The organism is Pantoea sp. 1.19 (assembly GCF_001922585.1).
GTDB lineage: Bacteria > Pseudomonadota > Gammaproteobacteria > Enterobacterales > Enterobacteriaceae > 1-19.
In genome coordinates, this window is the sequence record NZ_MRBS01000007.1 from 202,235 (window position 1) to 227,906 (window position 25,672).

General features: G+C 60.9%; 23 protein-coding genes and 2 tRNA genes. 21 read left to right on the top strand and 4 right to left on the bottom strand.

Annotated features, from left to right (window positions below; all coding sequences use genetic code 11):
* Positions 1-210: 210 nt before the first annotated feature.
* The 13 genes from secG to BS626_RS14020 all read left to right on the top strand — a co-directional run bounded on the left by secG (position 211) and on the right by BS626_RS14020 (position 13,102).
* A complete protein-coding gene (secG, locus tag BS626_RS13965) occupies positions 211-552 on the top strand; it encodes a preprotein translocase subunit SecG (RefSeq protein ID WP_075183002.1) in 342 nt (113 codons plus the stop codon).
* Positions 553-607: 55 nt separating this feature from the next.
* A tRNA-Leu gene (locus BS626_RS13970) sits at positions 608-694 on the top strand.
* A gap of 59 nt (positions 695-753) precedes the next feature.
* A tRNA-Met gene (locus BS626_RS13975) sits at positions 754-830 on the top strand.
* 213 nt (positions 831-1,043) lie between these two features.
* On the top strand, positions 1,044-1,496 hold the full coding sequence (rimP, locus tag BS626_RS13980) for a ribosome maturation factor RimP (RefSeq protein WP_139308836.1): 453 nt from the start codon (positions 1,044-1,046) through the stop codon (positions 1,494-1,496).
* A 24-nt stretch (positions 1,497-1,520) separates the two neighbouring features.
* Complete coding sequence (gene nusA / locus BS626_RS13985; protein WP_075183003.1) at positions 1,521-3,029, top strand: transcription termination factor NusA; 1,509 nt, start codon at positions 1,521-1,523, stop codon at positions 3,027-3,029.
* Positions 3,030-3,053: 24 nt separating this feature from the next.
* Entirely contained in the window at positions 3,054-5,744 is a 2,691-nt protein-coding gene (gene infB, locus BS626_RS13990; protein ID WP_075183004.1) for a translation initiation factor IF-2, read from the top strand.
* A gap of 66 nt (positions 5,745-5,810) precedes the next feature.
* Complete coding sequence (gene rbfA, locus BS626_RS13995; RefSeq protein ID WP_075183005.1) at positions 5,811-6,212, top strand: 30S ribosome-binding factor RbfA; 402 nt, start codon at positions 5,811-5,813, stop codon at positions 6,210-6,212.
* On the top strand, positions 6,212-7,156 hold the full coding sequence (gene truB / locus BS626_RS14000; protein ID WP_075183006.1) for a tRNA pseudouridine(55) synthase TruB: 945 nt from the start codon (positions 6,212-6,214) through the stop codon (positions 7,154-7,156). Before rbfA ends, truB begins: the two co-directional genes overlap by 1 nt.
* A gap of 109 nt (positions 7,157-7,265) precedes the next feature.
* Positions 7,266-7,535, top strand: coding sequence for a 30S ribosomal protein S15 (rpsO, locus tag BS626_RS14005; protein ID WP_075183007.1), 270 nt, complete (start codon positions 7,266-7,268; stop codon positions 7,533-7,535).
* A gap of 313 nt (positions 7,536-7,848) precedes the next feature.
* Positions 7,849-9,981 carry a polyribonucleotide nucleotidyltransferase gene (pnp, locus tag BS626_RS14010; RefSeq protein WP_075183008.1) on the top strand — a complete coding sequence of 711 codons (2,133 nt, stop codon included), beginning with the start codon at positions 7,849-7,851 and terminating at the stop codon, positions 9,979-9,981.
* 166 nt (positions 9,982-10,147) lie between these two features.
* Positions 10,148-11,032: a lipoprotein NlpI gene (gene nlpI, locus BS626_RS14015; protein ID WP_075183009.1), complete on the top strand. Its 885-nt coding sequence runs from the start codon at positions 10,148-10,150 to the stop codon at positions 11,030-11,032.
* Between the two features lie 104 nt (positions 11,033-11,136).
* The gene (gene yrbN, locus BS626_RS19090) at positions 11,137-11,193 is read left to right on the top strand and encodes a protein YrbN (RefSeq protein WP_101242091.1); all 57 of its coding nucleotides are present in this window, start codon (positions 11,137-11,139) and stop codon (positions 11,191-11,193) included.
* A 16-nt stretch (positions 11,194-11,209) separates the two neighbouring features.
* Positions 11,210-13,102 carry a DEAD/DEAH family ATP-dependent RNA helicase gene (locus tag BS626_RS14020; protein ID WP_075183010.1) on the top strand — a complete coding sequence of 631 codons (1,893 nt, stop codon included), beginning with the start codon at positions 11,210-11,212 and terminating at the stop codon, positions 13,100-13,102.
* Positions 13,103-13,165: 63 nt separating this feature from the next.
* Here the strand turns inward: BS626_RS14020 and BS626_RS14025 are convergent, their stop codons facing one another.
* Positions 13,166-14,173: a luciferase-like monooxygenase gene (locus BS626_RS14025; protein ID WP_075183011.1), complete on the bottom strand. Its 1,008-nt coding sequence runs from the start codon at positions 14,171-14,173 to the stop codon at positions 13,166-13,168.
* Between the two features lie 219 nt (positions 14,174-14,392).
* Between BS626_RS14025 and BS626_RS14030 the strand changes: the two genes are divergently transcribed.
* The 4 genes from BS626_RS14030 (at position 14,393) to BS626_RS14045 (ending at position 18,339) form a co-directional block, all read left to right on the top strand.
* Positions 14,393-15,364: an HlyD family secretion protein gene (locus BS626_RS14030; RefSeq protein WP_075183012.1), complete on the top strand. Its 972-nt coding sequence runs from the start codon at positions 14,393-14,395 to the stop codon at positions 15,362-15,364.
* Complete coding sequence (locus BS626_RS14035) at positions 15,346-16,503, top strand: ABC transporter permease (RefSeq protein WP_371328504.1); 1,158 nt, start codon at positions 15,346-15,348, stop codon at positions 16,501-16,503. Before BS626_RS14030 ends, BS626_RS14035 begins: the two co-directional genes overlap by 19 nt.
* Positions 16,500-17,639, top strand: a complete 1,140-nt coding sequence (locus BS626_RS14040) for an ABC transporter permease (RefSeq protein ID WP_075183014.1) — start codon at positions 16,500-16,502, stop codon at positions 17,637-17,639. The genes BS626_RS14035 and BS626_RS14040 overlap by 4 nt, the downstream gene beginning before the upstream one ends.
* 193 nt (positions 17,640-17,832) lie before the next feature.
* Entirely contained in the window at positions 17,833-18,339 is a 507-nt protein-coding gene (locus BS626_RS14045; RefSeq protein ID WP_075183015.1) for a GNAT family N-acetyltransferase, read from the top strand.
* Here the strand turns inward: BS626_RS14045 and BS626_RS14050 are convergent.
* Positions 18,323-18,616, bottom strand: a complete 294-nt coding sequence (locus tag BS626_RS14050) for a GIY-YIG nuclease family protein (RefSeq protein WP_075183016.1) — start codon at positions 18,614-18,616, stop codon at positions 18,323-18,325. The genes BS626_RS14045 and BS626_RS14050 overlap by 17 nt on opposite strands.
* Before the next feature lie 72 nt (positions 18,617-18,688).
* Here BS626_RS14050 and BS626_RS14055 point away from each other — a divergent pair, with 72 nt between their 5' ends.
* Positions 18,689-19,126, top strand: coding sequence for a YhbP family protein (locus tag BS626_RS14055; RefSeq protein ID WP_075183017.1), 438 nt, complete (start codon positions 18,689-18,691; stop codon positions 19,124-19,126).
* A 36-nt stretch (positions 19,127-19,162) separates the two neighbouring features.
* On the opposite strand, the gene BS626_RS14060 is transcribed toward BS626_RS14055, so the two are convergent.
* Positions 19,163-19,681 carry a type 1 glutamine amidotransferase domain-containing protein gene (locus tag BS626_RS14060; RefSeq protein ID WP_075183018.1) on the bottom strand — a complete coding sequence of 173 codons (519 nt, stop codon included), beginning with the start codon at positions 19,679-19,681 and terminating at the stop codon, positions 19,163-19,165.
* 255 nt (positions 19,682-19,936) lie between these two features.
* Here BS626_RS14060 and BS626_RS14065 point away from each other — a divergent pair, with 255 nt between their 5' ends.
* The 3 genes from BS626_RS14065 to BS626_RS14075 all read left to right on the top strand — a co-directional run bounded on the left by BS626_RS14065 (position 19,937) and on the right by BS626_RS14075 (position 23,875).
* Entirely contained in the window at positions 19,937-20,977 is a 1,041-nt protein-coding gene (locus BS626_RS14065) for a permease (protein WP_075183019.1), read from the top strand.
* 69 nt (positions 20,978-21,046) lie between these two features.
* Entirely contained in the window at positions 21,047-21,445 is a 399-nt protein-coding gene (locus BS626_RS14070; RefSeq protein WP_075183020.1) for a DUF350 domain-containing protein, read from the top strand.
* Positions 21,446-21,610: 165 nt separating this feature from the next.
* Entirely contained in the window at positions 21,611-23,875 is a 2,265-nt protein-coding gene (locus BS626_RS14075) for a DEAD/DEAH box helicase (protein ID WP_075183021.1), read from the top strand.
* On the opposite strand, the gene treC is transcribed toward BS626_RS14075, so the two are convergent.
* A complete protein-coding gene (gene treC / locus BS626_RS14080; protein ID WP_075183022.1) occupies positions 23,872-25,545 on the bottom strand; it encodes an alpha,alpha-phosphotrehalase in 1,674 nt (557 codons plus the stop codon). The two genes, BS626_RS14075 and treC, sit on opposite strands and share 4 nt — an antisense overlap.
* Positions 25,546-25,672: the final 127 nt, after the last annotated feature.

Consider the following 25,672-nt stretch of genomic DNA (forward strand, 5'->3'; position numbering starts at 1 on the left):
CGGCCGGCTCCCCGCCCTGGCCGCCGGTCTCTTTTTCACCGCGCTGCCGGTTTTTTCCGCAAACGGTTGTTATGCAGAAAAATAGGCTTGCGTGGCCGGGCCCCTTTGGTTAGTATTCACACCCGCTTCACTGGGTGATGCAAGCAGCCACCCGTTTGACTGTTTAGAAGCTTTTGATGCGCGGTAATCCCGCAAGGATCCAGGTTAATTATGTACGAAGCTCTGTTAGTCGTTTTTTTGCTGGTAGCCATCGGACTGGTTGGTCTGATCATGCTGCAGCAAGGTAAAGGCGCTGATATGGGTGCCTCTTTTGGGGCGGGTGCGTCTGGTACACTGTTTGGCTCTACTGGTTCTGGTAACTTCATGACCCGTATGACCGCAGTACTGGCCTCACTGTTCTTCATCATCAGTCTGGCGCTGGGTAACATCAATAGCAATAAAGGTCAGAAAGGCAGCGAGTGGGAAAACCTGAGCGCGCCGGCACAATCTCAGCAGTCTCAGCCAGCAGCACCGGCTAAACCTGCTACGCCGAGCAGCGATATCCCGCAGTAAGCCGTCAGCTGTACATTTCCTGGCGACAGAAATTAAAAAAGTCGCGCCTGTTAGTGCCGAGGTGGTGGAATTGGTAGACACGCTACCTTGAGGTGGTAGTGCCCGATTGGGCTTACGGGTTCAAGTCCCGTCCTCGGTACCAAATCTTAGTAAAACTTGCATTTTTTGCTCGTTTGGCGTAACATTCGCCACGTTTTCGGACGCGGGGTGGAGCAGCCTGGTAGCTCGTCGGGCTCATAACCCGAAGGTCGTCGGTTCAAATCCGGCCCCCGCAACCACTTTCCCTTAGAGTTCTTTTTCAAATATACTGTGTGTCTGTGCCACGCGTATCCGCAGTCATTTTGAAAAAAATTCTGTCGGACAGTGTGCCGAGCCGCATGATGCGGCATACAGGGTCCAGTCTCATAAAGCCCCGATTATCGGGGTTTTTTGTTATCAGGAAACAGCATCACTGGGCTATTAAGCCCTTTTTTTATGTCTTGGGGGTGGGTTTGTCCACATTAGAGCAGAAATTAACCGATCTCATCACTGCGCCGGTAGAGGCCTTAGGCTATGAACTGGTCGGTATTGAGTTCATCCGTGGTCGCACATCGACACTGCGTATTTATATCGATAGCGAAGATGGTATCAATGTGGATGACTGTGCTGATGTCAGTCATCAGGTCAGTGCGGTAATGGACGTCGAAGATCCGATTACCGTGGCCTACAACCTTGAAGTCTCTTCACCAGGTCTCGATCGCCCCTTATTCACGGCTGAACACTATCAGCGTTTCCTGGGTGATGACGTTAGCCTGGTGCTGCGTATGGCGGTGCAGAACCGTCGCAAATGGCAGGGAATGATTAAAGCCGTTGACGGTGAAATGATCACGGTTACCGTAGAGGGTAACGACGAAGTGTTCGCGCTGAGCAATATTCAGAAAGCGAACCTGGTTCCCCACTTTTAAACGTCCGGATTGAGGCAAACCAGGATGAACAAAGAGATATTGGCTGTTGTTGAAGCGGTTTCGAATGAGAAAGCCCTCCCGCGTGAGAAAATCTTTGAAGCGCTGGAAAGCGCACTGGCCACCGCGACCAAGAAAAAATATGAGCAGGAAATCGATGTGCGCGTCAGCATCGATCGTAAAAGTGGTGATTTCGATACCTTCCGCCGCTGGGTGATCGTAGAAGAAGTGACCCAGCCGACGCGTGAAATCACGCTGGAAGCCGCGCGTTTTGAAGATGAAGCGCTGGGGCTCGGCGACTACGTCGAAGATCAGATCGAATCCGTCACCTTTGACCGCATCACCACGCAGACCGCCAAGCAGGTTATCGTACAGAAAGTGCGCGAAGCCGAACGCGCGATGGTGGTTGATCAGTTCCGCGAACACGAAGGCGAAATCATCACCGGCGTGGTGAAAAAGATGAACCGCGACAGCATTACCCTCGACCTGGGGAATAACGCTGAAGCCGTCATTCTGCGCGAAGACATGCTGCCGCGGGAAAACTTCCGTCCGGGTGACCGTATTCGCGGCGTGCTCTATGCCGTCCGTCCGGAAGCTCGCGGTGCGCAGCTGTTTGTCACCCGCGCTAAGCCGGAGATGCTGGTCGAACTGTTCCGCATTGAAGTGCCGGAAATCGGCGAAGAAGTGATTGAAATTAAAGCCGCTGCGCGCGACCCCGGTTCGCGTGCCAAAATCGCGGTGAAAACCAACGACAAACGCATCGATCCGGTCGGCGCCTGCGTGGGCATGCGCGGCGCGCGCGTTCAGGCAGTCTCGAGCGAGCTGGGCGGTGAGCGTATCGATATCATCTTGTGGGATGACAATCCGGCGCAGTTTGTGATTAACGCCATGGCACCCGCAGATGTTGTGTCTATCGTCGTAGATGAAGACACCTGCACCATGGACATTGCCGTTGAAGCCAGCAACCTGGCTCAGGCAATTGGCCGTAATGGCCAAAACGTGCGTTTAGCCTCCCAGCTGTTAAAACAGCATCGCAGCGACGATAAGTGGGAACTGAACGTGATGACGGTCGACGATTTGCAGGCGAAACATCAGGCTGAAGCCCATGCCGCTATCGATACCTTCACCAAATACCTCGACATCGACGAAGAGTTTGCCACCGTCCTGGTCGAAGAGGGCTTCTCCACGCTGGAAGAGCTGGCCTACGTGCCGGTGGATGAACTGCTGGAAGTGGATGGCCTGGATGAAGAGACCGTAGAAGCGCTGCGCGAGCGTGCAAAAAATGCGTTGACCACTCTGGCACTGGCAAAAGAAGAGAGCTTAGGCGACAACAAACCGGCCGATGATTTACTCAATCTCGACGGAATGGAACGTTCGCTGGCGTTTAAACTGGCGGCAAAAGGTGTCTGTACGCTGGAAGATCTTGCCGAGCAGGGTGTGGACGACCTGTCTGATATTGAGGGCCTGAACGACGAGAAGGCCGGCGAGCTGATTATGGCTGCGCGTAATATCTGCTGGTTCGGGGACGACGCGTAATAAACCGTAGCAGGAAGGAACAGCATGACAGAAGTAACCGTAAAATCGCTGGCCGCAGAAATTCAGACCTCGGTAGAACGCCTGGTACAGCAATTCGCTGATGCAGGGATCCGAAAGTCTGCTGATGATGCGGTAAGCCAGCAGGAAAAAGAGACACTGTTAACGCACCTGAGCCGTGATCACGGTAATGAACCAGGTGGTAAACTGACGCTGCAGCGTAAGACGCGCAGCACCTTGAATATTCCCAGCACCGGGGGTAAAAGTAAGTCGGTGCAGATCGAAGTCCGCAAAAAACGTACCTATGTGACCGGCGATGCCGAAGCCGAGCAGGCGAAAGCAGAAGCCGAGGCGCAGGCGCAACGTGAAGCGGAAGAACAGGCGCGTCGTGAGGCAGAAGAAAAAGCCAAACGCGAGGCAGCGGAAAAAGCGAAGCGTGAAGCCGAGGAGCAAGCGAAACGTGAGGCGGCAGAGCGCGCCAAACGCGAAGCAGCGGAAAATACAGTGAGCAATCAACATAGCGACGAAATGAGCCGGGCTAGCCAGTCTGAGAAAGCCAAACGCGAAGCGGAAGCGGCAGAACTGAAGCGTAAAGCCGAAGAAGAAGCCCGCCGTAAACTGGAAGAAGACGCGAAGCGCGTGGCGGAAGAAGCCCGCCGCATGGCGGAAGAGAAAGGTGCCGAGTGGGCAGCGTCAGAAACCGTGGCGGAGGATACCTCTGATTACCACGTGACCACCTCTCAGCACGCCCGCCAGGCAGAAGACGAGAACGATCGCGAAGTCGAAGGCGGCCGTGGCCGTACCCGTACTGCGAAAGCGCCGCGTCCGAAGAAAGGCAATAAGCACGCCGAAGCCAAAACCGATCGTGAAGAAGCCCGTGCGGCGATTCGCGGCGGCAAAGGCGGCAAGCACCGCAAAGGCAGCTCGCTGCAGCAGGGCTTCACCAAGCCCGCGCAGGCCGTTAACCGCGACGTGGTGATTGGTGAGACCATCACCGTTGCCGAGCTGGCGAACAAAATGGCGGTGAAAGGTTCACTGGTCATCAAAGCCATGATGAAAATGGGTGCGATGGCGACCATCAACCAGGTGATCGACCAGGAAACTGCCCAGCTGGTGGCCGAAGAAATGGGCCACAAAGTGACCCTGCGTCGCGAGAACGAGCTGGAAGAAGCGGTAATGGGCGACCGTGACACCGATGCCGCGCTGGAAGCCCGCGCGCCGGTAGTGACCATCATGGGTCACGTTGACCACGGTAAAACCTCACTGCTGGACTACATTCGCTCCACCAAAATCGCTTCTGGCGAAGCGGGCGGCATTACTCAGCACATCGGTGCTTACCACGTCGAAACCGACAACGGCATGATCACCTTCCTCGATACCCCGGGTCACGCGGCGTTTACCGCAATGCGTGCGCGTGGTGCACAGGCCACGGATATCGTTATCCTGGTGGTGGCGGCCGATGACGGCGTGATGCCGCAGACCATCGAAGCGATCCAGCACGCGAAAGCAGCAAAAGTGCCGGTCGTGGTGGCGGTGAACAAATGCGATAAGCCGGAAGCCGATCCGGATCGCGTGAAGAACGAACTGACCCAGTACGGTATCATTCCGGAAGAGTGGGGCGGCGAGAACATGTTTGTTAGCGTCTCCGCAAAAGCCGGTACCGGTATCGACGATCTGCTGAACGCGATTCTGCTGCAGGCGGAAGTGCTGGAGCTGACCGCTATCCGTGAAGGCATGGCGAGCGGCGTGGTTATCGAATCCTTCCTCGACAAAGGCCGTGGCCCGGTGGCGACCGTGCTGGTGCGTGAAGGTACCCTGAATAAGGGTGATATTGTGCTGTGTGGCTTTGAATACGGCCGCGTGCGCGCCATGCGTGACGAGCTGGGTCGCGAAGTGACCGAAGCAGGCCCGTCCATTCCGGTTGAGATCCTCGGCCTCTCCGGCGTGCCGGCGGCGGGTGATGAAGCGACCGTGGTGCGTGACGAGAAGAAAGCGCGTGAAGTGGCGCTGTATCGTCAGGGCAAATTCCGCGAAGTTAAGCTGGCGCGTCAGCAGAAGTCCAAGCTGGAAAACATGTTTGCCAACATGACCGAAGGCGAAGTCTCCGAGCTGAATATCGTGCTGAAAGCCGACGTACAGGGCTCTGTCGAAGCGATCTCCGACTCGCTGCTGAAGCTGTCAACCGACGAAGTGAAAGTGAAAATTGTCGGTTCCGGCGTGGGCGGGATTACCGAGACCGATGCGACCCTGGCCGCCGCGTCCAACGCGATCATCCTTGGCTTTAACGTGCGTGCCGATGCCTCCGCGCGTCGCGTGATTGACGCAGAAAGCGTTGATCTGCGCTACTACTCCGTTATCTACAACCTGATCGACGAAGTAAAAGCGGCGATGAGCGGCATGCTGGCTCCGGAATACAAACAGCAGATCATCGGTCTGGCTGAAGTCCGTGACGTGTTCAAATCACCGAAGTTTGGTGCTGTTGCCGGCTGTATGGTTACCGAAGGCAACATCAAGCGTCACAACCCGATCCGCGTGCTGCGCGATAACGTGGTTATCTACGAAGGCGAGCTGGAATCACTGCGTCGCTTCAAAGATGACGTCAACGAAGTGCGTAACGGCATGGAGTGTGGTATCGGCGTGAAGAACTACAATGATGTACGTGTCGGCGATATGATCGAAGTGTTTGAAGTGATCGAGGTGCAGCGCACCATCGCGTAACCCGTCGCAGCATCATGGACGTATTGGGAGGCCGACGGCCTCCCGATTTATTTGGAGAGAAAAATTATGGCGAAAGAATTCGGTCGTCCGCAGCGCGTATCCCAGGAGCTGCAAAAAGAGATCGCCATCATCCTGCAGCGTGAGATCAAAGATCCGCGCCTCGGCATGATGGTGACCGTCTCCGGCGTGGAAGTGTCGCGTGATTTAGCCTATGCCAAGGTGTTTGTCACTTTCTTAAATGACAAAGATGAAGCGGCAATCAAGGCCGGCCTGCGCGCACTGGGCGATGCTTCAGGCTATATCCGCACGCTGCTGGGTAAAGCCATGCGCCTGCGCATTGTGCCGGAGCTGACCTTCTTCTACGACAACTCGCTGGTTGAGGGGATGCGCATGTCAAACCTGGTCAGCAACGTTATCAAAGAGGACGACGCGCGCCGCTCGGCCACGGAAGACGATAAGGAAGCGTAATGAGCCGTCCTCGCCGTCGCGGTCGCGACATCCACGGCGTGCTGCTGCTGGATAAGCCGCAGGGGCTCTCGTCCAACGATGCCCTGCAAAAAGTAAAGCGGCTGTTTCAGGCCAACAAAGCCGGCCACACCGGTGCGCTGGATCCGCTGGCCACCGGTATGCTGCCGATTTGTCTCGGTGAAGCCACCAAGTTCTCCCGCTACCTGCTGGATTCCGACAAGCGCTATCGGGTGATTGCGCGTCTGGGGCAGCGCACTGACACCTCTGACGCGGACGGCAGTGTAATTAGTGAGCGACCACTCACTTTTACTCCTGAGCAGCTGAACGAGGCGCTGGAGAGCTTCCGCGGCGAAACGCAGCAGGTGCCCTCAATGTATTCGGCGCTGAAGTACCAGGGGCGTAAGCTGTATGAGTATGCGCGGGAAGGCATTGAGGTGCCGCGCGAAGCGCGCGCCATTACCGTCTATGAGCTGCTGTTTATTCGTCATGAAGGGCAGGAGCTGGAGCTGGAAATCCACTGCTCGAAAGGCACCTACATTCGCACCATCATTGACGATCTGGGGGAAAAGCTGGGCTGCGGCGCACACGTCACCCTGTTACGACGTTTGCAAGTGGCCACTTACCCTGTAGCACAGATGGTAACGCTGGATGCGCTGCGCGCACTGGCGGAACAGGCCGACAGCGAAGGCGTGGCGGTCGGCGAGAGACTCGATGAGCTGCTGATGCCGATGGACAGCCCGGCCGCCGACTATCCGGTTGTCAATCTGCCGGACGCGGCGGCCGCCTGGTTTAAGCAGGGCATGCCGGTGCAGGCATCCGGGGCTCCGGCCTCCGGGCTGGTGCGGGTCACCGCAGGCGAAGCGGCGGCGTTCATCGGCATGGGCGAAGTGGCCGACGATGGCCGCATTGCCCCGCGTCGGCTGGTGGTCGAGTTTCCGCAGTAACGGCGCATTTGCTATCAGCAGTGGCGCGGAGTAGAATATCGCGGCTTTATCATGGGTGCGCTGAATTAGAGATCGGCCACCTTCATTCATCTTTATACCGGAGTTCATTATGTCTCTAAGCGTAGAAGCTAAAGCAGAGATCGTTGCTAAATACGGTCGTGGTACTAACGACAGCGGTTCTACCGAAGTACAGGTTGCACTGCTGACTGCTCAGATTAACCACCTGCAGGGTCACTTCTCTGAGCACAAAAAAGACCACCACAGCCGCCGCGGTCTGCTGCGCATGGTATCCCAGCGTCGTAAGCTGCTGGACTATCTGAAGCGTAAAGACGTTGCGCGCTACTCCAGCCTGATCGAAAGCCTGGGTCTGCGTCGCTAAGTCTGAAAAATTCGCCCGGCATGGCGCGCAAACCCGTTACACGGCCGCCGCGGTGCCCGATCGGATTGAAGCGAGTTTCGCTAGAAAGGGGCCCTCAGGGCCCCTTTTTTCCACCACACGGCAGCAATTATGACTAAAGTCATGTATTGTTGCTGAGAATGATCTCTGGATGCAGAGGTTCGCGCGGCTAATGAGAGACCTTGCCCTGAAGCGCGTCAGGGAGAGGATTGTCATTAGTCGCGAGGATGCAGCAGAGATTGCAATCCCCGACAGGCCAGCCCGTCTGGCTCGTCCCGACGTCAAGGAAATTATTTTGCTGAATCCGACTATTCGTCAGTTCAAATACGGTCAACACACCGTCACGCTGGAAACCGGTATGATGGCTCGTCAGGCCACCGCAGCGGTTATGGTTAGCATGGATGACACCGCGGTGTTCGTCACCGTCGTGGGCCAGAAAAAAGCCAAACCGGGTCAGGACTTCTTCCCGCTGACCGTTAACTACCAGGAACGTACCTACGCCGCCGGCCGTATCCCGGGCAGCTTCTTCCGTCGTGAAGGCCGTCCGAGCGAAGGGGAAACCCTCACCTCTCGCCTGATTGACCGCCCAATCCGTCCGCTGTTCCCGGAAGGCTTCGTGAACGAAGTGCAGGTGATTGCCACCGTGGTGTCCGTTAACCCGCAGGTTAACCCGGATATCGTGGCGATGATTGGTGCGTCAGCGGCGCTGGCGCTGTCCGGCCTGCCGTTCAACGGTCCGATCGGTGCCGCGCGCGTCGGTTACATCAACGATCAGTACGTGCTGAACCCGACGACCGACGAGCTGAAAGCGAGCAAGCTGGATCTGGTGGTCGCCGGTACGCAGGGCGCGGTCCTGATGGTGGAATCCGAAGCCGAACTGCTGAGCGAAGAGCAGATGCTGGGCGCGGTGGTCTTTGGCCACGATCAGCAGCAGATCGTCATTGAGAACATCAACGCGCTGGTGGCCGAAGCGGGTAAACCGCGCTGGGACTGGCAGCCCGAGTCGGCGAACGACGCCCTGAACGCGCGCGTTGCGGCGCTGGCCGAAGCGCGCCTGAGCGACGCTTATCGCATCACCGAGAAGCAGGCGCGCTACGCGCAGGTTGACGCGATCAAAGCCGACGTCACGGCGGCTCTGCAGGCCGAAGATGAGGCGCTGGATGCTGGCGAAATCAGCGACATCCTGCACACGCTGGAAAAAAATGTCGTGCGCAGCCGTATTCTGCGCGGCGAACCGCGCATTGATGGCCGTGAAAAAGACATGATCCGCGGCCTCGACGTGCGCACCGGCGTGCTGCCGCGTACCCACGGTTCGGCGCTGTTCACCCGCGGTGAAACGCAGGCGCTGGTGACCGCGACGCTGGGCACCGCCCGCGATGCGCAAAACCTGGATGAGCTGATGGGCGAGCGTACCGACAGCTTCCTGTTCCACTACAACTTCCCTCCGTACTCGGTCGGTGAAACCGGCATGGTCGGATCGCCGAAGCGTCGTGAAATTGGTCACGGTCGCCTGGCGAAGCGCGGCGTGCTGGCGGTGATGCCAAAAGGCGATGCCTTCCCGTACACCGTGCGCGTGGTGTCTGAAATCACCGAATCTAACGGCTCCTCCTCCATGGCGTCCGTCTGCGGTGCCTCCCTGGCGCTGATGGATGCGGGCGTGCCAATCAAAGCGGCCGTGGCCGGCATCGCGATGGGCCTGGTGAAAGACGACGAGAACTTTGTGGTGCTGTCCGACATTCTGGGTGACGAAGACCACCTCGGCGACATGGACTTTAAAGTGGCCGGTAGCCGCGACGGTATCACCGCGCTGCAGATGGACATCAAAATTGAAGGCATCACCCGCGAAATTATGCAGGTGGCACTGAACCAGGCGAAGGGTGCGCGTCTGCACATCCTCGGCGTCATGGAGCAGGCCATCAGCACGCCGCGCGGCGATATTTCTCAGTTTGCCCCGCGTATCCACACCATCAAGATCAGCGTCGATAAGATCAAAGATGTGATCGGTAAAGGCGGCTCGGTTATCCGCGCGCTGACCGAAGAGACCGGTACCACCATCGAGATCGAAGATGACGGCACGGTGAAAATTGCCGCGACCGACGGCGAGAAAGCGAAATACGCGATCCGCCGTATCGAAGAGATCACGGCAGAGATCGAAGTCGGCCGCATCTACAACGGTAAAGTGACCCGCATCGTTGACTTTGGCGCTTTCGTGGCCATCGGCGGCGGTAAAGAGGGCCTGGTGCACATTTCACAAATCGCGGATAAGCGCGTTGAGAAAGTGACCGATTACCTGGAGATGGGCCAGGAAGTCCCGGTGAAAGTGCTGGAAGTGGATCGCCAGGGCCGCGTACGTCTGAGCATCAAAGAAGCCAGCGAGCAGCAGGCCCAGCCTGAAGCCGCCGCGGTGACTGCGCCGGACGCCGAATAAGTACCACAGCCATCATCGCTCATTCTGACCTGATGGTGGCCCGATTGCCGCACACCCGCGGCGATCGGGCCGCCTCAGGTCGGTTTTCATCGCGAGGCCCAACACCTTGCGCGCGGCAGGCGGATAACGGGATGCTTATCCCCATGTTTGTTTTCAGGAGTGGGAAATGAAGCCTTTTTTGCGCTGGTGTTTCGTTGCGACAGCGTTAACGCTGTCTGGATGCAGCAACACCGACTGGCGTAAGAATGCAGAGTTGGCGGTCCCGTTGCAGCCCACGCTGCAGCAGGAAGTCATCCTGGCACGCATGGAACAAATACTTGCCAGTCGCGCATTGAGCGATGATGAACGCGCACAGCTGTTATATGAGCGCGGAGTGTTGTATGATAGTCTCGGTTTGCGTGCGCTGGCGCGGAATGATTTTTCACAAGCGCTGGCCATCAGACCGGATATGCCTGAAGTATTCAATTACTTAGGCATTTATCTTACGCAGGCGGGCAACTTTGATGCCGCCTATGAAGCGTTCGATTCTGTACTTGAGCTTGATCCAACTTATAACTATGCGCATTTAAATCGTGGTATCGCCCTCTATTACGGCGGTCGATACAAGTTAGCGCAAGATGATCTGCTGGCGTTTTATCAAGACGATCCTAACGATCCTTTCCGTAGCCTCTGGCTCTATCTCGACGAACGACGGATAGACGCCGACCAGGCCAAAGTCGCGCTGAAGCAGCGTTACGACAAAGCGGACAGAGACCAATGGGGATGGAATATTGTCGAGTTCTACCTGGGCGACATCAGTGAAAAGACGCTGATGGAACGTCTCAAGGCGGACGCAACGGATAACACCTCGCTCGCTGAACATCTCAGTGAAACCAACTTCTATTTAGGTAAGCACTACCTAAGTCTGGGGGATAAGGACAACGCTGAAGCGTTGTTCAAGCTGACGGTTGCCAACAACGTGAACAACTACGTTGAACACCGATACGCATTGTTGGAGCTGGCCCTGTTAGGCCAGACACAAGACGACATATCAGAATCTGACCAGCAATAGCTGACGAACATTTTTTGCCTGAGCACTGTTAAAGTCATCATCCCTGCGGGTGAGGGCTTTGCTGTTCGTCAAAACAACTAATTTGAGCCGGTTCACACTTTTCAATGAAAATGATGCAAAATTTTCACGATGAGTTATGTAGACTGGCCGCCGCAATCTAAGAGGCACGTGTACTACATGACTGATATTCAAACCACTTTTTCCGATCTTGGCCTGAAAAGCACCATCCTTGAAGCCCTTAATGACATGGGCTACGTCAAACCGTCCCCGATCCAGGCTGAGTGTATCCCTCATCTGCTGGCCGGGCGCGACGTGCTGGGTATGGCTCAGACCGGCAGTGGTAAAACGGCAGCGTTCTCCCTGCCGCTGCTCAACAACATCGATCCTGAACTGAAAGCACCGCAGATTCTGGTGCTGGCACCGACCCGTGAGCTGGCGGTGCAGGTGGCGGAAGCCGCGACCGAGTTCTCCAAACATATGCGCGGCGTCAACGTGCTGGCGCTCTACGGCGGCCAGCGCTACGACGTGCAGCTGCGCGCCCTGCGTCAGGGACCGCAAATCGTTGTCGGTACTCCGGGCCGTCTGCTTGACCACCTGAAGCGCGGTACGCTGGATCTTTCTAACCTGCGTGGCCTGGTGCTGGACGAAGCCGATGAAATGCTGCGTATGGGCTTCATCGAAGACGTCGAAACCATCATGGCGCAGATCCCTGACGGTCATCAGACCGCGCTGTTCTCGGCCACCATGCCGGAAGCGATTCGTCGCATCACCAAGCGCTTCATGAACGATCCGCAGGAAGTGCGTATCCAGTCCAGCCTGACTACGCGTCCGGACATCAGCCAGAGCTACTGGACCGCCTGGGGCCGTAAAACTGACGCCCTGGTGCGCTTCCTGGAAGCGGAAGATTTCGATGCGGCAATCATTTTTGTTCGCACCAAAAACGCCACCCTGGAAGTGGCCGAAGCGCTGGAGCGCAGCGGCTACAGCAGCGCCGCGCTGAACGGCGACATGAACCAGGCGCTGCGTGAGCAGACTCTGGAGCGTCTGAAAGACGGCCGTCTGGATATCCTGATCGCCACCGACGTCGCCGCGCGCGGTCTCGACGTTGAGCGCATCAGCCTGGTGGTTAACTATGACATTCCGATGGATGCGGAGTCCTACGTTCACCGCATCGGCCGTACCGGCCGCGCCGGCCGCGCCGGTCGCGCGCTGCTGTTTGTGGAAAACCGCGAGCGTCGCCTGCTGCGCAACATCGAGCGCACCATGAAGCTGACCATTCCGGAAGTGGAACTGCCGAACGCCGAGCTGCTGGGTGAGCGTCGCCTGGCTAAATTCGCGGCGAAAGTGCAGCAGCAGCTGGAAAGCAGCGATCTGGATCAGTACCGCGCGCTGCTGGCTAAAATGCAGCCAGAAGAAGAGCTGGAGATGGAAACCCTCGCCGCTGCGCTGCTGAAAATGGCCCAGGGTGAGCGTCCGCTGATTCTGCCACCGGATGCGCCGCGTCCTGCCCGCCGTGAGTTCCGCGAGCGTGACGATCGTCGCGGTGCGCGTGACGAGCGCGGCGGTCGCGACAGCCGCGATGGCGATCGTCCGCGTCGCGAGCGCCGTGACGTGGGGGATATGGAAGTGTACCGCATCGAAGTGGGCCGTGATGACGGTGTTGAAGTGCGTCACATCGTTGGCGCCATTGCCAACGAAGGCGATATCAGCAGCCGCTACATCGGCAACATCAAGCTGTTTGGCACCCACTCGACTATCGAGCTGCCGAAAGGCATGCCGGGCGAGATCCTGCAGCACTTTACCCGCACCCGCATCCTGAACAAGCCGATGAACATGCAGCTGATCGGAGACGCGCAGCCGCGCGCCGATCGCGGTGAGCGTCGTCCGGGCGGCCGCGGTGGTTTCGGCGGTGAGCGTCGCGAAGGCGGTGCCGGCCGTGGTGAAGGTGGACGTCGCTTCAGCGATCGCCGCGAAGGCGGTGCCGCGCGCGGCGGTTACAGCGGTGAGCGTCGCGAAGGCAGCCGTCCGCGCCGCGACGACAGCGCGCCGATGCGTCGCCGTGACGCCTGAGCCGTAAACCTGTAAAAAAACCCGCCTCGGCGGGTTTTTTTTTGTCGGCTGCCTGGCGCCGCGTTACAGCCGGTTACGCGCCGCCATGGCCAGCGCAAAGGAGTGCATTCGCGCCTGGTGGTCAAAGATCTGTCCATTCACCATCACTTCATCCGCGCCGGTATCGCGCTGCAGCTGCGCCAGCCCGTCGCGCACCGCGGTTTCATCGCCAACGATTGACAGGCTCAGCGCCTGCTGCACGCCGTACAGCTCGGCCGGCGTGGCCAGCGCCTGCAGATCCTCAACCGGCGCCGGCAGCGGCCCGGGCTGCCCGCGGCGCAGGTTCACAAACTGCTGCTGCATGGAAGTGAACAGGAAGCGGGCATCACGCTCGCTGTCCGCGGCCACCACGTTAACGCAGACCATCGCCCACGGCTTTTCCAGCCGCGCCGACGGCACAAACTGCTCGCGATACAGCGCCAGCGCCTGCTGCAGCATCTCCGGTGCGAAATGTGAGGCAAAGGCAAACGGCAGACCCAGCTTCGCCGCCAGCTGGGCGCTGTACAGGCTGGATCCGAGCAGCCACACCGGAATGCGCATGCCCAGACCCGGAACCGGCTGCACGGGCAGGCGGGCATCCGCCGGGGCATCAAACCAGCCCAGCAGCTCGCGCACATCGTCCGGGAAGGTATCCACCATGCCGGACTGATGGCGGCGCAGGGCCATCATGGTGCGCTGATCCGAGCCCGGCGCGCGGCCAAGCCCCAAATCGATGCGCTCCGGATACAGCGACGCCAGGGTGCCAAACTGCTCGGCGATCACCAGCGGAGCGTGGTTCGGCAGCATCACGCCGCCCGAGCCGAGGCGCAAGGTGGTCGTTCCCGCCGCCAGATAGCCGATCAGCACCGACGTGGCGGCGCTGGCGATCCCGGTCATATTATGGTGCTCGGCCAGCCAGTAGCGGTGGTAGCCCAGCTGTTCAGCCTGCTGTGCCAGCGCCAGTGAGTGATGAAACGCGTCGCGTGCCGCCGCGCCCTGCGGAATCGGCGCCAGATCGAGCACGGAGAGGGGAAAAGAGGAGGAGACAGCCATACAACAACTCGCTTAATCGAAGGGTGACATTTTCACCAGTATTCCCGTTTTTTATCACCGGCGTTAAGCGTTTTCTGCCCTCGGTGCGCACGATAGGTGATTACCGGCCGTCGGAGTCGGGGTATAACCTTTTACCTATGCAGGTAATTTATTGAGACAGGGAAGCGTCATGATCCAGGGATCCGGAGAGCGGCCAGAGAGTGGGGAGAGCACGCGGAAATGAAAAAGCGCGCGTTCCTGACTCTCCTGTTTATGCTACTGGTGGTGGCACTGATTGTGCTGTTTCGCGCCCACAGCGGCGATTTATTGCTGCAGGGCGAAGTGGACGCGCCGGAGGTGATCGTCACCTCCAAGGCCCGCGGTCGGGTCGTCGAGCGGCTGGCGCACCGCGGCGACGACGTCAGGCCCGGACAGCTGCTGATGCGATTAGACGCGCCGGAGCTGCTGGCGCAGCAGCGCGGCGCTCAGGCCTCTCGCGACCAGGCCGCCGCCCAGCTGGCAGAATCCCTTGACGGCACCCGCGAAGAGAGCCTGCGCAATCTGCGCGCTAACTGGCTGCAGGCCCAGGCGCAGTATCGCCAGGCGCTAACGACCTGGCAGCGCGACAACCGCATGGCGGCGCGGGGCTATCTATCCGCGCAGGATCGCGATAACGCGTTCCAGACCAAAGAGAGTGCCTGGCAGGCGATGCGCGCGGCGGAGGCCAGTCTTGACCAGGGGCTGAACGGCGATCGCCTTGAGCAGCGTCAGCAATATATGGCCGCGCTGCGCGCCGCAGAAGAAAATTTGCATCAAATCGACGCGGTGGTTGAGGAGCTGCAGGTGCGCGCGCCGGTGGCCGGCGAGGTGGGGCCAATCCCGGCCGAAGAGGGCGAGCTGCTCAACGCCTCCAGTCCGCTGCTGACCCTGCTGCGTCTCGATCGCGCCTATTTTGTTTTCGATCTGCGGGAAGATATCCTCGCCCATGTGCGCAAGGGCGATCGGATCACGGTTCGCGTGCCGGCGCTCAACGATCAGCGGATCGAGGCCGAGGTGCGCTATATCGCGCCGCTCGGGGACTACGCTACCCGGCGCGCCACCCGCGCCACCGGTGATTTTGATTTAAAAACCTTTGAGGTGCGCCTCTATCCGCTGCGGCCCATTCCCGGCCTGCGGCAGGGGATGAGTGCGCTGTGGGCATGGGAAGAGTAACCCATCCGGCTCTGCGGAGCTTTGGCCACGCCTTCACGCGTGAGGTGCGCAACGCCTGGCGTAAGCCGGTGATCCACTGGCTGTGCTGGTGCTTTCCGCTGCTGCTGTTTGCGCTGATCAGCAGCGACTTCTCGGAGGGATCGCTGCTGGATCTGCCGGTAGTGGCCGTGGACAACGATCACAGCCAGCTGTCGCATACGCTGATCCGCAATCTTAATGCCGGCTCTCACGCCAGTATCCGCACGTTCAATGGATCGCTGGGGGCGGCGCGCGCCGAGATGGAGAGCACCGGCGCCTACGGCCTGCTGTGGATCCCGGAAAACTTTGAAGCACACACCCTGGCTGGCAAGCAGCCGCGCGTCACCTTCTGGTACAACGCGCTGATCTTCGGCGCGGGTTTTTACTCCACCCAGGACTTTACCGGGCTGGTCAGCACCCTTAATCAGCAATATGCCATCCGGCTCAGCGCTGCCACGGGCCAGGTCCTGCCGCCAGCCGCCAGCGTCAGCATGGTCTATGACAGCCTGTTCAACGCCAGCGGTAGCTTTGTCTATTATCAGCAGTTTGGCTCCGTCATTCATCTGACGCAGTTATTTGTGGTCACCTGCATGATCTTTGTACTGGCGCGCAGCCGCCCGCTGATCTTTCAGCGCCATTTTGTCATGGCCCTGCTCGGGAAACTGCTGCCTTACACCCTCAGCTTCACCACGCTGCTGATGGTCGAGCTGGCGCTGCTGGTCGGCTTCTTCGATGCCCGGGTGGTCGGCAATCCGCTGCTGATGCTGCTGGTGGCGCTGTGCTACGTGATGGCAGCGCAAAGCCTCGGCCTGTTGCTTTACAGCTTCACCACCAGCGCGCTGTATGCTTACACCTTCACCGGGATGTTTGTCGGCGTGGCGCTGGCCTTCTCCGGACTTGCCATTCCGCAGTTATCCATGCCGCTGCCGGCGCAAATTATCGCCCAACTGCAGCCGCTCACCCACGCGCTGGCGGCGATGTTCGATCTGTTTCTCCGCGATGTTCCGGCGCGGCCGGTATTCAGCGTGTGCGGCGTGCTGCTGCTCTATCCGCTGGCGGTGGCGCTGCTGCTCCGCCGGCGGCTGCCGCAGCGTCTCAGTCGACCGGAGCCGCCATCATGATGCGCTGGTGGCAGGCTTTCAGCCGCACGTTGACCGGTTTGCTGACCCGGCCGATGTGGCTGCTGCTGATGGTGTCGCTCTGCCTGATGAGCATGATCTACGCTCGCGGCAGCGTCTGGGATCTGCCGGTGGCGGTGGTGGATATGGATCATTCACGCGCCAGCTACCGCATCGCGCGCGATCTGGGCGCCACGGCAAAAATCGACACGATCCATTACGATCGCCTGCCGGCGGCGCTGCGCGATCTCGGCTGGCGGCGGCTGTTTGCGGTGGTGATCCTGCCGCAGGATCTGGAAAAAAAGATCCTCGCCGGCAAGGCGGTCACCATTCCGGTCTACGGTGACGCCACTAACCGGCTGGCCGGGGGACAGATACAAATGGACGTCACCGCCGCCTACCAGCAGCTGGTGGCCGACTATCAGCAGAAGCGGCTGCAGCTCAGCGGCATGGATGCCACCCGCGCCGCCGCGCTCAATGCGCCGTTTATCGGGCAAACGCAGGACGTGTTCAATCCCGGGATTGGCTTTGCGGCGATCATTTTTCCCGGACTGCTGATCATGCTGCTGCAGCACTCGCTGCTGCTGGCCAGCACCCGTATTAACCTGATGCTGCGCGCCAGAGGCCCGCTGCCGCTGGCGGAGGTGCTGGGCACGCTGAGCGCGCTGCTGCCAATCTGGCTGTTTCTCTCGGCCATTCTCTATCTGCTGTGGCCGTGGGTGATGGGCTATCGCCAGACCGGCAGCGTCACGGCGGTGCTGGGGCTGACCTTCGCGTTTTTGCTGGCGGTGCTGGGGCTGGGTAAGCTGCTCACCGAATGCCTCGATCGTACTGAGCATATTTATCTGACGTTGTCGTTTGTCACCACCCCGGTCTACTATCTTTCCGGTACGCTGTTTCCGCTGCAGTCGATGCCCGTGTGGGTCAGCGTATTCAGCCACCTGCTGCCGTCCACCTGGGCGGTACAGGTGTTAGCCAGCGTCAACCAGATGGGGCTTCCCTGGCAGCACACCCTGCCGAAAGTTGGCGTGCTGCTGCTGATGGGGCCGTGCTACGCGCTGCTGGGCGTCGGCGTCGGGCGCTGGCGCCAGCGCCGGCGAGACAGGCGCGCGGCCCGGCGCGTGCCTCCGCTGACGTAGAGGGCTGGCGCGTTGCCCGCGATGGTGGCAGACTGCGCGGGGAGCCCGCTGCATCATTGCCACGCTGCGGCGGGCTAAGCGACCCGCTGAGGAGGCAGACGATGCCGTCTGCCAGACACTTCTGTAACCGGTTTGCGGCGGTAAACCGGGTGAATGAGGACGCGATTTCCCGCGAGGATCGCGCAGGTGCACAATGTTAATTCGCACAGAAATTGGCGTGGACGCCGCAGGTATTGATGCGCTGCTGCGCCGCTGCTTTTCCACAGCGGCCGAAGCCGGGCTGGTCCGTCAGCTGCGTGAAGACGGGCTGCTGACCCTGGGCATGGTGGCGGTGGACGATGACGGCCAGGTATTGGGCTACGTGGCCTACAGTCCGGTCTCCATCAACGGCGTCGACCAGAACTGGGTCGGACTGGCGCCGCTGGCGGTTGACGGCAGCGTGCGCGGCCAGGGCATTGGGACCCAGCTGGTACGGGAAAGTCTCGACTCGCTCAACGAGTTTGGCTACGGGGCCGTGGTGGTGCTGGGTGACGCAAACTGGTATCAGCGGCTGGGCTTTGAGCCGGCCCGGCACCATCGTCTGCGCAGCCGCTGGCCCAATAGCGAGAGCGCATTGTTGGTCTGCAAGCTGGCGGACGGCGCCTTTGATGACGCCGAAGGGCACGTGGAGTATGCCGCGCCGTTTAACCTGCCTGACTGAGCCACTCCGCCACGCAGGCGGGCTGCTCCGCAATCAGCTGCAGCTTCTGCGCCCGGCTCAGCTGCTTGACCCGGTATTCCAGCCGCGACGCCGAGGCCCGATCGCCCGCCGGACAGCTGAACTGCAGTAGCAGCGGCCCCTTACCGCGCAGCGCGCGTGCGCCGGTGCCGCGCTGGTGCTGGCGAAAACGGCGGATCACGTCATTGCTGATGCCGGTATACAGCGCACCGGCGGCGGTTTGAATCATATAGAGCTGCCACGGGGGAAGCGTGCTCATGGCCTGACTCTCCTGCATCCTGTTTGCGGCATGATACACTCTGCTGCCGCGTTCACAACCTTCGGAGCCGCCATGACCCTGCCCGACCCTTACGCCGCGATAACCCGCTACCTGAAAAAACAGCACGTGCTGACGCTGGCCTGTCAGGCCGACGGCGAGCTCTGGTGTGCCAGCTGCTACTACGTGTGTGATCCCGCCAGCGCGGTGCTGTGGATAATGAGCGACGTGCAGACCCGCCACGGTACGCTGCTGCTGCGCCAGCCGCAGGTGGCGGGCACGGTGAGCGGCCAGCCGAAATCGGTGGCGCGGATTAAAGGCGTGCAGTTTGCAGGGGCGGCGCGGCCGCTGGCAGGGGCCGCGGAGCAGCAGGCGCGCGCCGCCTATGTCCGGCGCTTCCCGATCGCCGCCCGCCAGTCGGCCACGCTGTGGGAAATCCGGCTGAGCGAGCTGAAAATGACCGACAATACGCTGGGATTTGGTACCAAGCTGGTCTGGCAAGCGGCGCAGTAGGCGGGGCGGGGCCCCACCACCGTGGGGCCGGCGCGATCAGGCTGACAGAAGCTTCAGCGACTCGCGATTAAAGTCCGGCAGGTCGTCCGGTGTACGGCTGGTCACGATCTGCTGGCCGTCGACCAGTACGGCAACGTCGTGGAAATCCACGCCGGCGTTTTTCAGGTCAATGGCAATGTTGCCTACCGCGGTCAGCTGGCGACCCTTCACCACGCCGGCGCTGATCAGCAGTTGCGGACCGTGGCAGATAGCAAACACCGGCTTACCGCTGTGAACGAAATCGCGGGTAAAATCGACGAAGCGCGCATCGCCGCGCAGGGTATCCGGTGAATGGCCGCCGGGCAGGAGCAGGGCGTCAAACTCCGCCACCGTCACGTCATCAATGCCCTTGTCCAGCGTCAGGGAAGCCTCTTTCTGTTTGCCGGTCACCTCGTCGCCGCGCTGCAGGCCGATGGTCACCACCTTGTGGCCGGCCTGCCTGAACGCCTGGGCCGGAGAGGTAAACTCACTGTCTTCGAAATCGTCTGCGATCAGTACCGCAATCGTCTTGCTCATCCTATCCTCCCGTCATTTTTCGTCAGGGTTTAAGTCTGGTAGAAAAGCCGGTTGACGCAACCTGTTGGCTGCCTGATGGCTAAAAAACGTTTATATTCAACAAAATAATTAAGTAACAAACGATGTCCGGCGGCATACGGCCATCATCCTCCTGCGCGATACACTTTTCTCCTTTTTCCAGAACGCGCTAAGCTGTTGGCTTCACTGGCCGACGCTGCTCGGGCCGTTATTCAGGCTGAATACGGAACCTTTATCATGTCGCACACTGTCTCACCCGCCGATGCAAGGGCGACCTTTGCGTGGTGGAAACCGCTGCTGTTCCTGGCCGTGGTCATCATCGGATTAAGCCTTGTCAAATGGCAGCCCTACTGGACCAAAGCGTGGCTCGCCGCTGACTCCCATTCGCTGGGCCGCTCGATCCTCGCGGACGGCGCCGCGACGCCCTGGCAGGCAGCATGGCTTTATGCGCAACACTATTTCCTCGCGGTGTGGAAAGCGGCGGTGCTGGGCGTGCTGCTCGGCTCGCTGGTGCAGGTGCTGATCCCGCGGCGCTGGCTGACGCGCACGTTGGGCCGCGGTGAACACCGCAGCACGCTATGGGGGACGCTGCTGTCGCTGCCCGGCATGATGTGCTCCTGCTGCGCGGCGCCGGTTGCGGCCGGCCTGCGTCGCTGTTCGGTCTCCTCCGGCGCCGCGATGGCATTCTGGCTGGGGAATCCGCTGCTTAACCCGGGCACGCTGGTGTTTATGGGGCTGGTACTCGGCTGGCCATTTGCCCTGCTGCGCCTGCTGGCGGGCGCGGTGCTGGTGGTCGGCATTGCGGCACTGATCCAGCGGCGCTTTCCCGCGCCGGTTTCGCCGCCCGCCGCCGCCGCTGCTGTACAGGGGGCGGAAGCGCCGTTCCTGCGTCGCTGGGGGCGGGCGCTGTGGTCGCTGTTTTGGGCCACCATTCCGGTCTATCTGCTGGCGGTGCTGGCGCTGGGTGCCGCGCGGGTCTGGCTGTTTCCCCACGCCGATGGCGCGGTGGACAACAGCCTGTTTTGGGTCGTGGTGATGGCGATCGCCGGCGCGCTGTTTGTTATCCCCACCGCCGCGGAGATCCCGATTGTGCAAACGATGCTGCTGGCCGGGATGGGCACTGCTCCGGCGCTGGCGCTGCTGATCACCCTGCCGGCGCTCAGCCTGCCCTCGCTGCTGATGCTGCGCCAGGTGTTTCCGGCGCGGGCACTGTGGCTGGCGCTGGCGCTGGTGATTCTCGGCGGCATCGCGGCAGGCGGGTTAAGTATGGTTTTGTAAAACCGGGCGGAAGGCGTGAATCGCTCACGTATTATTCGCCTTACCTTTGGGACTGTTTAGGGAAAAACCATGCTTCTGCTTCACTCACTGTTAGCGTTTGCGTCGTACTTCTTTCTCGGCGTGGCGATGGTGCTGGCGTTCTTATTTATCTATACCCGCATCACGCCGCACCATGAATGGCAGCTGATCAAAGACAATCAGCCGGCGGCGGCCATCGGCTTCGTCGGCGCGCTGCTCGGCTACGTCATCCCGCTGGCCAGCGCGGCGGTCAATTCGGTCAGCATTGTCGATTATCTGATCTGGGGCGCGGTCGCGCTGGTGGTACAGCTGCTGATGTTCGGCCTGGTCAAACTGTATCTGCCGCGCATCGGCGAAAAAATAGCGGCCAACCACCTGGCGGCCGGTATTTTTCTTGGCGGCGTATCGCTGGCGGCGGGGATCCTGAACGCCGCCTGCATGACCTGGTAACGGCGCGGCGGCCGCCCGCGGGTGAGCAGCCTTTAACCAATCGGGCGGCACGGGCCGCCCCGACTTGAATCCGGTCGCCAAAACCCTCTACACTGGCCTGCTATTTGCTGCGCAGGACACCCCTTTCATGCCCGTTCATTACCGTTGCCCACGGCGGAAGGTCGTATGACCCTCGCCGTCATCGAGCCACGTCCGCTGCTGATGCTGGAATCCCGTTCGGCGTTTATCAGCGGTCACGGCGGCTACGGTCACCGGCAAAAAACGCTGGATTATGCCGCGGTCTGGTTTGCCTACGGCGATGTGCAGATCGATGCGGGCAGCGATGCCACCCACGTGAGCCTGCCGGGCGATCCGCCCCGCTGCGTGCCACGCGATCTGGCCCGCGAACGGCAGTGGCTGGCGCAGCTCGCCGCCGCGTCGCTCTACAAAATCTCGACCCGCCACCTGTACACGCCGACGCCGCTGCCGCGGGGCTTTTATGCGCCGCTGGAATATGACGACTGGTACGCACTGGTGCGGGACGGCATCCCGCAGCTGCGGCGTCAGGGGTGGCAGGTGACGATGGCTGACGATTTCAGCTACAACGTTATCGAGATCGATCAGATTGACGGTGAGGCGCAGCAGGGTGAGGGCGGCTGGTTCGATCTCAGCCTCGGGGTCGAGGTCAATGGCGAAACCCTGCGGCTGGAGCCGCTGCTGGCGAGCCTGTTCGCCCGCGACCCGCGCTGGCTTAGTCAGCCGGACGCCATCGACGATCGGGAGCGGGTGCAGCTGGTCACCGACGGCGGCATCCGGCTGGTGGTGCAGGCGCAGCGGCTAAAGCCGCTGGTGCGCAACCTGATCGATCTGTTTGACCAGCCAACCGGCGGCGCGCTGCGCCTTCCGCCGTGGGATGCCGGCCGCCTGAGCGCGCTGGAGCAGAGCGGTCGCTGGCAGTTTCGCGGCGACAGCGCGGTGCGCGAGCTGGCGCAGCGCCTGCGCGAGGGGGCCCGGCTTGACAGCGTGCCGCCCCCGGCGGGGCTGCGCGCTACCCTGCGTCCCTACCAGCAGCAGGGGCTGAGCTGGATGCAGTTTCTGCGGCGTCACCACCTGGGCGGCGTGCTGGCCGACGACATGGGGCTGGGAAAAACCCTGCAGACGCTGGCGCATATCCTGACCGAAAAAGAGGCCGGCCGCCTGACCCGCCCGGCGCTGGTGGTGGTGCCGACCTCGCTGGTGTGGAACTGGCAGCAGGAGGCGGCGCATTTCACCCCCGATCTGCGCGTGCTGGCACTGACCGGCGCCGGGCGGCGGCAGGCGTTCGCGCAGCGCGACGAGGCCGATGTCGTGCTGACGACCTACGCGCTGGTGTGGCGCGATCTGGCGGTGTTCGGTGAGCAGCCGTGGCACCTGCTGATCCTCGATGAAGCGCACTATGTCAAAAACAGCCACACCCGCGCGGCGCGGGCGGTGCGCGCGCTGGAGGCCAGCCACCGGCTCTGCCTGACCGGCACGCCGCTGGAAAACCACCTCGGCGAGCTGTGGTCGCAGTTTGACTTCCTGCTGCCCGGCTGGCTGGGGAACGAGCGGCAGTTTACCCTGCGCTGGCGCCAGCCGATTGAGAAGCAGGGCGACACGCTGCGCCGCGAACTGCTGGCCCGGCGCATTCGGCCCTTTATCCTGCGGCGGCGTAAAAGCGAAGTGGCGACCGAACTGCCGGCCAAAACCACCATCGTGCGCAAAGTTGAGCTGGAGGGCGCCCAGCGCGATCTGTATGAGACCGTGCGGCTGGCGCTGCAGGCCCAGCTGCGGCACAGCGCGCGCCAGCAGCCCAGCCAGCGTCAGCGGGTGCGGGTGCTGGATGCGCTGCTCAAACTGCGGCAGATCTGCTGCGATCCGCGGCTGGTCAGGCTGGAGGCGGCGGGCAAGGTTAAGGGATCCGCCAAGCTCAGCCTGCTGCGCGATCTGGTCGACGGGCTGGTGGCCGAAGGGCGGCGCATCCTGATTTTCTCTCAGTTCAGCGGCATGCTGGCGCTGATTGCCAGCGAGCTGAGCAAGGTGAAGATCCCCTGGGTGATGCTGACCGGCGACACCGCCGACCGGACCACCCCGGTACAGCGTTTTCAGCGCGGCGAGGTGCCGCTGTTTCTCATCAGTCTGAAAGCCGGCGGCGTCGGACTGAACCTCACCGCGGCGGATACGGTGATTCACTACGATCCCTGGTGGAACCCGGCGGCCGAGGCGCAGGCCACCGATCGCGCCTACCGCATCGGCCAGCACAAGCAGGTATTTGTCTACAAGCTTATCACCGCCGGTACCATCGAAGAGAAGATTGTTTCGCTGCAGGCGCGCAAGGCCGAACTGGCCGACAGCCTGTTCGATGAAGAACAGGTCGCCAGCCCGTTTAGCGAGGAGGAGATTGCCGCGCTCCTCGACGATCCCGGCGTTTAGTCGCGGTCGGCTTCCGCCCCCTGATACCACCACACCGCCTCAAACGGGCGCAGCATCATCTGGCCCAGTGCGGGGCGCGGGTCGGGATAGTTGTGCATCAGCACCTGCCAGTTGCCGTCGCCGGCCGGCGGATGCCAGGCGTGGCCGTCGCGGCTGAGGTTCACCGCCACCACCAGCGTCTCGCCCCGGTAGTGGCGCTGGTAACACCACAGCCACGGATGATCCGGCAGCAGATCCTGGTAGTCCCCCCAGGTCAGCACATCCAGCCGTTTGCGCAGCTGGATCAGCCGCTGATAGGTGTAAAACACCGAATCCGGATCGGCCTCGGCGGCCTCGGCATTGATGGTCTCCAGCCGTTCCCCCATGCCAATCCACGGCGTACCGTCGGTAAAGCCGCCGTTTTCGCTGCCGTTCCAGCGCATCGGCGTGCGGCCATTATCGCGCGACTTACTGCGTAAGATAGCCAGCAGGTTCTCACTGTCCCGCCCCTGCGAGCGCAGTTCGGCATACATGTTATGACTTTCGATATCGCGGTAGTCGATGATGCGGGTAAAGTGGGGATTAATCATCCCGAGCTCTTCGCCCTGATAGATATACGGCGTGCCCTGCATCCCGTGCAGCGCCATCGCCAGCAGCTTGGCGGATTCGACGCGATACTGTCCCTCATCGCCCCAGCGCGACACCACCCGGGGCTGGTCGTGGTTACACCAGAACAGCGCGTTCCAGGCGCGGTTATGCATCCCCTGCTGCCAGTGGGTAAAGATGCGCTTCAGCGCCACCAGGTCCAGCGGCGTCAGCGTCCATTTCTGCCCCTGCCAGAAGTCGACCTCGACGTGATCAAAGCTGAACACCATCGACAGCTCTTCGCCGTCCAGCGCGCCGTAGCGCTGGCAGTGTTCAAGGGTGGCGGACGACATCTCACCGACGGTCATCAGGCCGCGCGGCTGAAACACATCGTGGCTCATCTCGCGCATAAACTCGTGAATGCGCGGACCGTCGGTATACATGCGCAGGCCGTCGCCGTGCGGATCGTCGGCAAAATCCTGCGGTTTGGAGACCAGATTCACCACGTCGAGGCGCAGGCCGTCGATGCCGCGGTCGGCCCAGAAGTTGACTATCAGCTTCAGCTCAGCGCGCAGCTGGCCGTTCTCCCAGTTCAGGTCAGCCTGCTCCGGCGCCCACAGGTGCATGTAGTACTGGCCGCTCTCGGTATGCCAGCGCCAGGCGGGCCCACCAAACTTAGAGCGCCAGTTATTCGGCACGCCGTTATCGCGCGCATCGCGCCAGATATAGTAGTCGCGGTACGGGCTGTCGCGATCCAGCGCTTCGTGAAACCAGTGGTGCTGGGTAGAGGAGTGGTTAAACACCATGTCAAGGATCACCCGCAGCCCGCGCTGGTGGGCCTGCTCCACCAGGTTGTCAAAGTCGTTGAGGGTGCCAAACGCCGGATCGATCGCCGTATAGTTGGCGACGTCATAGCCGTTATCCACCTGCGGCGAAAGGTAGAACGGCGTCAGCCAGATGGCATCTACGCCGAGACGCTTCAGGTAGTCCAGGCGCTGGATCACACCGGCGAGATCGCCGGTGCCGCTGCCGGTGGTGTCCTGAAAACTCTTAGGATAGATTTGATAGATGACGCCGTGTTGCCACCAGGGTGGAGATGTTTTCATTGCTCAATCCTGATTTCGCGGGCGGAACAGCCGCCCATAGTCAATAAAGGTAATCGCCAGGGTGTGGCAGGCGGCCTCTGCGCTGCGCCAGCGCTGACCGCCGATCCGATGTTTTTATCTGACACCG

Bases quoted from the DNA above. Each gene is read 5' to 3' on its own strand.
- nlpI (WP_075183009.1), top strand. From the start codon at position 10,148: ATGAAGCCTTTTTTGCGCTGGTGTTTCGTTGCGACAGCGTTAACGCTG.
- BS626_RS14075 (WP_075183021.1), top strand. From the start codon at position 21,611: ATGACCCTCGCCGTCATCGAGCCACGTCCGCTGCTGATGCTGGAATCC.
- truB (WP_075183006.1), top strand. From the start codon at position 6,212: ATGAGCCGTCCTCGCCGTCGCGGTCGCGACATCCACGGCGTGCTGCTG.
- BS626_RS14030 (WP_075183012.1), top strand. From the start codon at position 14,393: ATGAAAAAGCGCGCGTTCCTGACTCTCCTGTTTATGCTACTGGTGGTG.
- treC (WP_075183022.1), bottom strand. From the start codon at position 25,545: ATGAAAACATCTCCACCCTGGTGGCAACACGGCGTCATCTATCAAATC.
- rbfA (WP_075183005.1), top strand. From the start codon at position 5,811: ATGGCGAAAGAATTCGGTCGTCCGCAGCGCGTATCCCAGGAGCTGCAA.
- rpsO (WP_075183007.1), top strand. From the start codon at position 7,266: ATGTCTCTAAGCGTAGAAGCTAAAGCAGAGATCGTTGCTAAATACGGT.
- secG (WP_075183002.1), top strand. From the start codon at position 211: ATGTACGAAGCTCTGTTAGTCGTTTTTTTGCTGGTAGCCATCGGACTG.
- BS626_RS14045 (WP_075183015.1), top strand. From the start codon at position 17,833: ATGTTAATTCGCACAGAAATTGGCGTGGACGCCGCAGGTATTGATGCG.
- BS626_RS14065 (WP_075183019.1), top strand. From the start codon at position 19,937: ATGTCGCACACTGTCTCACCCGCCGATGCAAGGGCGACCTTTGCGTGG.
- BS626_RS14050 (WP_075183016.1), bottom strand. From the start codon at position 18,616: ATGAGCACGCTTCCCCCGTGGCAGCTCTATATGATTCAAACCGCCGCC.
- BS626_RS14025 (WP_075183011.1), bottom strand. From the start codon at position 14,173: ATGGCTGTCTCCTCCTCTTTTCCCCTCTCCGTGCTCGATCTGGCGCCG.
- BS626_RS14020 (WP_075183010.1), top strand. From the start codon at position 11,210: ATGACTGATATTCAAACCACTTTTTCCGATCTTGGCCTGAAAAGCACC.
- nusA (WP_075183003.1), top strand. From the start codon at position 1,521: ATGAACAAAGAGATATTGGCTGTTGTTGAAGCGGTTTCGAATGAGAAA.
- BS626_RS14060 (WP_075183018.1), bottom strand. From the start codon at position 19,681: ATGAGCAAGACGATTGCGGTACTGATCGCAGACGATTTCGAAGACAGT.
- BS626_RS14040 (WP_075183014.1), top strand. From the start codon at position 16,500: ATGATGCGCTGGTGGCAGGCTTTCAGCCGCACGTTGACCGGTTTGCTG.
- BS626_RS14055 (WP_075183017.1), top strand. From the start codon at position 18,689: ATGACCCTGCCCGACCCTTACGCCGCGATAACCCGCTACCTGAAAAAA.
- BS626_RS14070 (WP_075183020.1), top strand. From the start codon at position 21,047: ATGCTTCTGCTTCACTCACTGTTAGCGTTTGCGTCGTACTTCTTTCTC.
- infB (WP_075183004.1), top strand. From the start codon at position 3,054: ATGACAGAAGTAACCGTAAAATCGCTGGCCGCAGAAATTCAGACCTCG.